Source organism: Gryllotalpicola sp. CP2-P1 (assembly GCF_057512245.1).
On sequence record NZ_JBLRDT010000135.1, the window covers coordinates 1 to 7,077 of the forward strand.

Annotated in this window: 5 protein-coding genes and 1 pseudogene; 3 read left to right on the forward strand and 3 right to left on the reverse strand. The window is 70.6% G+C overall.

What is annotated here, in order from left to right; translation table 11 throughout:
• The 3 genes and pseudogenes from ACM2XV_RS10740 to ACM2XV_RS10750 all read right to left on the reverse strand — a co-directional run.
• Nucleotides 1-416 (reverse strand): annotated as a pseudogene (locus ACM2XV_RS10740) (glycoside hydrolase family 3 protein); the annotation flags it as partial.
• Nucleotides 413-2,683 (reverse strand): beta-glucosidase, encoded by a 2,271-nt coding sequence (locus tag ACM2XV_RS10745; protein ID WP_344774444.1) that lies wholly within the window; start codon nucleotides 2,681-2,683, stop codon nucleotides 413-415. The gene ACM2XV_RS10745 and the pseudogene ACM2XV_RS10740, both read right to left, overlap by 4 nt.
• A gap of 26 nt (nucleotides 2,684-2,709) precedes the next feature.
• The gene (locus tag ACM2XV_RS10750; protein WP_487026922.1) at nucleotides 2,710-4,011 is read right to left on the reverse strand and encodes an MFS transporter; all 1,302 of its coding nucleotides are present in this window, start codon (nucleotides 4,009-4,011) and stop codon (nucleotides 2,710-2,712) included.
• 116 nt (nucleotides 4,012-4,127) lie between these two features.
• Between ACM2XV_RS10750 and ACM2XV_RS10755 the strand changes: the two genes are divergently transcribed.
• The 3 genes from ACM2XV_RS10755 to ACM2XV_RS10765 all read left to right on the forward strand — a co-directional run.
• Nucleotides 4,128-4,748, forward strand: a complete 621-nt coding sequence (locus ACM2XV_RS10755) for a TetR/AcrR family transcriptional regulator (protein ID WP_344774440.1) — start codon at nucleotides 4,128-4,130, stop codon at nucleotides 4,746-4,748.
• Between the two features lie 75 nt (nucleotides 4,749-4,823).
• Nucleotides 4,824-6,560 carry a cation:proton antiporter gene (locus ACM2XV_RS10760; RefSeq protein WP_487026923.1) on the forward strand — a complete coding sequence of 579 codons (1,737 nt, stop codon included), beginning with the start codon at nucleotides 4,824-4,826 and terminating at the stop codon, nucleotides 6,558-6,560.
• 177 nt (nucleotides 6,561-6,737) lie between these two features.
• Nucleotides 6,738-7,077: amidase family protein (locus ACM2XV_RS10765; protein WP_487026924.1), on the forward strand; the 340-nt coding region annotated here is incomplete at its 3' end.

The following is a 7,077-nucleotide window of genomic DNA, read 5'->3' on the forward strand; positions in this document are numbered from 1 at the left end:
AGCCCGAGCGTCTCCGGCCACTGCGAGAACGGGCCGGCGAGCAGGCCCGTTCCCGGGTTGTCGGTGAAGGAGTGGCGTGGGTCGGTGGCCACCGTCACCGGAATGCCCAGGCGGGTGGCCGCCGCGAGCTCCTGCAGCCGGTTGTGCCAGAGCGCGAACTCGCGGGCGGTGCCGGGGGCGCCCAGCACGTTGAGGTGCGTCAGCCCGCGCTCGACCACGAGCTCGCTCGTGCCGGGCAGCCCGAAGCGCCCGGTGTCCTCGACGAGCGTGCCGCCGGAGCCCACCTGCACCATGGTCTGGAAGAGCTGAGCCGCCTTCTCCTCGAGCGTCATCCGCGCGAGGAGGTCGGCGACCCTCTCTGCAACCGGCGCGCCCGGATCCCGGTAGCGGGCCCCGCCCATCTCGTCGCCGCTCACGCCTGAGCCGACGCCAGTGCGGCGGCCTCGGCGAGGGCGGACTCGTCGAAGGGCGCGCCGGGGAACCGGGAGAGGCGCACGAGGGGGATGGCCCGCATCATTCGACCATGCGTCTCGTCGAAGAGCATCGCGCCCATCTCGGTGCCCGCGAGCGCCTCTCGCAGCCATGCGCCGCCCCGCGGGTGGGCGAGGAACTGGTCGGCGGTCGAGTCGACCGCGAGGGGCGGGGTGATCTCGGCTCCCGTGAGCGTGACGGTGTCGGTGAGGCGGATGTCGCGGCTCGACGCGCCGACGCGGATGTCGAAGCTGCCGCCCTCGACGACCCACGCGTGCGCGGCGGTGCTCCAGAACGCGAAGGCGCGCGAGTCGAGCTCGATCGCGACGGTCTGCGACTGGCCGGGCTCGAGGTGCACGCGTGCGAAGCCGCGCAGCTCCTGCTCGGGGCGGTAGACCGATGCCTCGGCATCCGTCACGTAGACCTGCACGACCTCGGCGCCCGCGGCCCGCCCCGTGTTCGTGACGGTGAGGCCGACCCGGACGCGCGGCGAGGCGCTGTCGTCGAGGACGTCGACCGCGAGCTCGGAGTAGGCGAAGCTCGTGTACGAGAGGCCGTGGCCGAACGGGTACGAGACGGGCAGCGCGTGCGCGTCGTACCAGCGGTAGCCGATGAGCAGGCCCTCGCCGTAGCGCACGACACCGTTCTCGCCGGGGAAGTTGCCGATGGCCGGGTTGTCCTCGAAGCGCACCGGGATGGTCTCGGCGAGCTTGCCTGAGGGATTCGCCTCGCCCAGGAGCAGAGCCGCGGTCGCCGACCCGCCGGCCTGACCGAGCAACCAGCCCTCGAGGATCGCCTTGGCCCGGCCCTCCCAACCCGAGACCGTGACGGCCGAGCCGTTCGAGAGCACCACGACCACGTTCTCGTTCACGGCCGCGACGGCCTCGAGCAGGGCGAGCTGCTGCGCGGGCAGCTCCATGTGCTCGCGGTCGTAGCCCTCGGACTCGTACGACGGCGGCAGGCCGAGGAAGACGAGGGCGACCTCGGCGGTGCGGGCGGCCTCGACCGCCTCGGCGACGAGAGCGTCGTCCGCGGCATCCGCCTCGATCTCGAAGCCGGGCGCAAAGAGCAGCTCGCGCTTCCCGAGCAGGGCCAGCTCGAGCGCCTCAAGCGCGGAATCGATGCGGGTCGGGTTGACCTGAGACGAGCCGGCGCCCTGGAATCGCGGCGTGCGGGCGAACTCGCCGATCACCGCGACGGGCCCGCCCTGCGCGGCGAGGGGCAGAATGCCGCCCTCGTTCTTGAGCAGTACCGCGCTTTCGAGCGCCGCCTCACGCGCGAGGGCGTGGTGCGCATCGACGTCGAACGAATCGAGCGGCTCGCGGTTCTGCGACTTGGCGACCAGACCCAGCACGTTGGCGACCGCGGCGTCGACGGATTCCTCGCTGAGCGTGCCGGCCGCGACCGCCTCCACGATGCGGCGCTGCCCGACGCCGGCCGACGACGGCATCTCGAGGTCGAGGCCGGCCGCGACCGCCTTGTCGCGCTCATTGACGGCGCCCCAGTCGGAGACGACGAGGCCCTCGTAGCCCCAGTCCTCGCGCAGCACCTCGGTGAGCAGCCAGCGGTTCTCGGAGGCGTAGACGCCGTTGATCTTGTTGTACGAGCACATCACGGTCCAGGGCTGCGCCTCGGTGACGACCTTCTCGAACGCGGGAAGGTAGATCTCGCGCAGCGTGCGCTCATCGACCTGAGCGTCGACCGTCATACGGTCGGTCTCCTGGTTGTTGGCCGCGAAGTGCTTCAGCGAGGTGCCGACCTGCTTGCTCTGGATGCCGGTGACGAGCCCGGTGGCGAGCGAGCCGGCCAGCAGCGGGTCTTCCGAGAAGTACTCGAAGTTGCGGCCGCACAGCGGCGAGCGCTTCATGTTGACGCCCGGCCCGAGCAGCACGGCGACGTCGGCGGCGCGGCACTCGTCGCCGAGCGCTGCGCCGACGCGCTGCATGAGCGCCGGGTCCCAGCTGGAGGCGAGGCCCGCGGCGGGCGGGAAGCAGGTGGCGGGAACGGACGCGTTGAGGCCCAGGTGGTCGGCGCCCTCCGCCTGCTTCCGCAGCCCGTGCGGGCCGTCGGTGAGCATGATCGCGGGGATGCCGCGGGAATCGTCGCCCTGCGTATTCCAGAAGTCCGAGCCGTCGAGCAGGGCGGCCTTCTCTTCGAGACTCAGCTCGGCGAGAAGACGGGGGATGTCGATGCGGGAGGTGGTGTCGGTCATGTCTGTGTATCTGCTTTCGTCTCGGGTCAGCGTGCGCCGCGAATGAACATGGTGCTCACCGCGCCGATCACGATGATCACCGCGCCGATGAGGAAGAGGGAGGTGTAGTTCTCGCCGCCGCCCGCGCCGATGGCGAGCAGCGCCGGGGCGACCGCGGGCGCGAGGGACTGCGGCAGCGCATTCGCGATGTTGAAGACCCCCATGTTCTTCGCGGCCTCGGTCTCGCGGTTCGGCAGCACGTCGGTGACCAGAGCAAGGTCGACGGCCATGTAGGCGCCGAAGCCGAGACCGAACAGGCCGGAGGCGACGTAGAGGAGGCTGGGGTGGCCGGCCAGCGCGAAGACGGCGAGGGCGGCGCCGGCGAGCACGGTCGCGATGATGACGAAGACCTTGCGGCGGCGCAGCCGGTCGGAGAGCCAGCCGCCGAGCGCCGCCGAGAGAGTGAGCAGGATCGCCTGCAGGATCATCAGGCGCAGCTGCCAGCTGAGGGCGGTCGCGGTGTCGAAGCCGAACCGGTCCTGCAGGTAGTACAGCTGGTAGTTGTTGTACGAGGCGAAGCCGAACAGCATCAGGAAGCGCCCCAGCCAGGCCCAGCCGAAGTCGGGGAACTTACGCGGGCTGACCCAGAAGCCGGCGAAGAAGCGGCCGAGGTGGAACGGCTCTGCGCTCGCCTTGTCGAGCACGCGGTCGCGCAGCACCAGGGAGAACATCACGACGCCGATCAGGCCGAGAGCCGCGGGGATGATGATCATCCACGCCGTGGCGATGCCGGCACCCGCGAGCACTGTCGCGATGCCGATGCCGACGAGGGCGGAGACGTTCTGCCCGGTGCCGACCCAGCCGGACACCTTGGCGCGCCGCGCCTCGTCCACCTGGTCGGGCAGGACCGCCTGGAACGCGGCCTGCGCCGCGTTGAACGCCGTCTGAGCGAGCGCCCACCCGATCACGACCTGCCAGATCGCGCCGGCCACCGCGATGATCACGACGCCGACGACGCCGCCGATCACGCCGGCGAGAAGCCACGGCTTGCGCATGCCGAACCTCGAGGTCGTGCGGTCGGAGAGCGCCCCGGCGATCGGGTTCGCCACAAAGGCGAAGAAGGCGCCGACGCCGGTGACCGCGCTCAGCGCCCCCACTCGATGGGCATCGTCGGTCAGGGTCGAGACCTTGACCGCGAGAGTGCTGACGACCGGTGTCATGACGGCGATGTACATCATGAAGAACCCGACGACATACATCACGAGGACGCCGGTGCTGGCTGAAGCCGAGCGCGCTTCCTTGTGTGCAGACGGGCCAGACGCCGACGTCTGGTCGAGTTGCACGTTCATCCTTGAACTCCTCTGTCCGGCGGCCCACTCTGGCCGCACCGCAGCGAGGCTAACACCGATAACTGACCGAGTGGTAAATATTCAGATCGGCTCGGCCGTGGCATCCTGGGCAGGGCATGACGATCAAAGACGAAGCAACCGCCTCCCGGCGTTCCGGCGGGTACGCGAAGGGCCGCGCGCGCCGCCAGCAGATCCTCGACGAGGCGATGACGCTGTTCGGCGAGGTCGGGTACCGCAGCGCGTCGCTGCGCGAACTCGCCGCCCGCGTCGGCATCTCGCACCCGGGCCTGCTGCACTACTTCGCGACCAAGGAGGCGCTGCTGCTCGCGGTGCTCGAACGCCGCGACGAGATCGACTCCTCGACGCTCGACGAAGACGAGGGCGACGGCGTGGCCGTGCTGCGACGGCTGGTCGACATCGTCGAGTTGAACGCGCGACGGCGGGGAGTGGTCGAGCTGTATGCCGTGCTCTCGGCCGAGGCGACCAGCAGCGAGCATCCCGCGCACGACTACTTCGTCGCCCGCTACGCCCACACGCTCTGCGCGACGACCCGCGCCTATCGCCTCGCACAGGAGCGCGGACAGCTCAAGGAGGGCGTCGACCCGGACGCGGCCGGCCCACAGCTCGTCGCTCTGATGGACGGCCTGCAGCTGCAGTGGCTGCTCGACGGCGGCCGCACGGATATGACCGGCATCGTGCGCGCGCAGATCTCGGCACAGCTCGCCGTTCCGCTCTAGACAGGTCAGCGGTTCCCAGCTGCGTATGCGGCGGACGTTAAGAAAAACGCTCAGCCGCCTCATAGGCTGAGAGGCATGGAGCTCGGCGTCTACGCGATCATCGGCGTGGGCGTCATCGTGGCTGTCGCCGCGTTCTCTCGGCGCCTCGGCATCGCGGCGCCCATCATCCTCGTGCTCGTCGGCGTCGGCATCTCGTTCCTTCCCGGCGTGCCCGAGGTCGAGGTGCCGTACGAGCTGATCCTCGACGTCGTGCTGCCACCGGTGCTGTATGCCGCAGCCCTCACCGTGCCGATCACCGACTTCCGCCGGAACCTCGCCCCCATCGCGAGCCTCTCGATCGTCCTCGTCGTCATCACGGCCCTCGGCTCGGGATTCCTGCTCTACACGCTGCTGCCGCACCTCAATCTCGCGGCGGGCATCGCGCTCGGCGCCATCATCTCCCCGCCCGACGCCGTCGCGGCGACGTCGATCGGGCGGCGCCTCGGGCTGCCGCCGCGCCTGCTCACCCTGCTCGAGGGCGAGGGGCTCCTCAACGACGCCACGGCCCTGGTGCTGCTGCGCTCGGCGCTCGCCGTCGTCGCCGGCGGCATCGGCACGCCCTGGCACGTGGCGACGGACTTCGGCTACGCCGTCGTGGTCGCGGTGATCATCGGGCTCGCGGCCGGCATCGTGACGACATGGGTGCGCTCGCGCTTCACGGATGCCACGCTCGACACCGCCATCTCGCTCATCGTCCCCTTCGTCGCGTTCATGCCAGCGGAGGCCCTCAACGCGTCGGGCGTTCTGGCCGTCGTGATCGCCGGGCTCTACGTCGGCGGCGTGGGGCCGCGGCGCCTCTCTGCGCAGGCCCGCATCAACGAGCGCATCAACTGGGGCACGGTCCAGTTCCTGCTCGAGAATGCGGTGTTCCTGGCGATCGGCCTGCAGATCCGCTTCCTCGTGGACCACGTCAATCAGTCGGTGCTGAGCATCGGGGCATCCGTTGGCATCGGCCTGCTCGCCACCGCCGCGCTCATCGTCATCCGCTTCGCGTGGATCGTGCCGTTGCTGGCCGGTATGCGCCGCGCCGTCGCCCGTCGCGAGAAACGGCTGCTGCGCCAGTGGCTGTGGCTGTCGTACTTCCGCGCCCACCCGGTCGAGAAGCCGCGCGACGCGCGGCGAAAACGGCGCGCCGAGCAGGACTACGCGCGGCGTCGTGCCGATCTCGACCACGATCGTGAGAACCAGATCGACTGGCGCGGGGGCATCGCGCTCGGCTGGTCGGGCATGCGCGGCGTCGTCACCCTGGCTGCGGCGCAGTCGCTGCCGACGGACGGCAGCGTCCCGTATCGCTCGCAGCTCATCCTGATCGCCTTCACCGTGGCGGTCGCGAGCCTCGTCGTGCAGGGCGGCACTCTGCCGTGGCTGATCAAGCTGCTGCGGATTCCCGGCGTGGACGCGGACGCCGACGGGCGCGACGTCGCCCGCCTGCTCGACGAGGTCAGCAATGCCGGCCTCAAGGCGCTCGACGACCCGCGCGAGGCGCTCGGGATCGAGGGCGAGATCGACCCCGACGTGCTCGAGCGGGTGCGTCAGAGCACCTTCCTGCGCTCCGAGGTCGCCTGGGAGCGGGTGCGCGCCTCCGACGTTCCGCTCGATCAGCGCCCGCACCAGCTGTTCATGGCACTGCGCCGGCTCGTCGTCGATGCGGAGCGCGAGAAGCTGGTCGAGGAGCAGCGGCTCGGGCGCTATTCGACGCGGGCGCTCGCCAGCGTGCAGACGATGCTCGACCTCGAGGACACGCGCCTGCGGCCGCCGCGCGCGGGCCACTGAGCGCCGGCACGTCATCCCGGCAGCTTCCGCGCGCGGCGCCGCGTTGAGTCCCGCGTCGCGTCGCGCTGCTCGGATCCTCTTCGCGCTGCTCGGATCCGTGCCGCGTCGAGAGGATCTGAGCAGCGCAACGGGCTCGAGCCGGCCGACACGCGAAGCGCGCAGTGCGAGAGTGGGGGAGTGAGCGAGATCGAGGATGCCGGCGACGACACGAACCTGCACGAATACACCGCCCTCGAGCAGTGGCAGCTGCTGCAGAGCCGGCAGATCAGCCCGGTCGAGCTGACCGAGGCCTACCTCGAGCGCATCGAGGCGGTGAACGACGTGGTCGGCGCCTTCGTCACCGTCACCGGCGATGAGGCGCTCGAGCGCGCGCGCTTCGTCGAGACCTCGGTGCCGACGACGGCACCGCTGTGGGGGCTGCCGTCTGCCGACAAGGATCTCTGGAACCGAGCCGGCGTTCCCACCGGCTACGGCTCGCGCGCCATGGCGGGCTACGTGCCCGACGCCGACGACGAGC

What these genes read in the sequence shown, in the direction of transcription:
- ACM2XV_RS10745 (WP_344774444.1), bottom strand. Translation starts at nt 2,683, where the DNA reads ATGACCGACACCACCTCCCGCATCGACATCCCCCGTCTTCTCGCCGAG.
- ACM2XV_RS10750 (WP_487026922.1), bottom strand. Translation starts at nt 4,011, where the DNA reads ATGAACGTGCAACTCGACCAGACGTCGGCGTCTGGCCCGTCTGCACAC.
- ACM2XV_RS10760 (WP_487026923.1), top strand. Translation starts at nt 4,824, where the DNA reads ATGGAGCTCGGCGTCTACGCGATCATCGGCGTGGGCGTCATCGTGGCT.
- ACM2XV_RS10755 (WP_344774440.1), top strand. Translation starts at nt 4,128, where the DNA reads ATGACGATCAAAGACGAAGCAACCGCCTCCCGGCGTTCCGGCGGGTAC.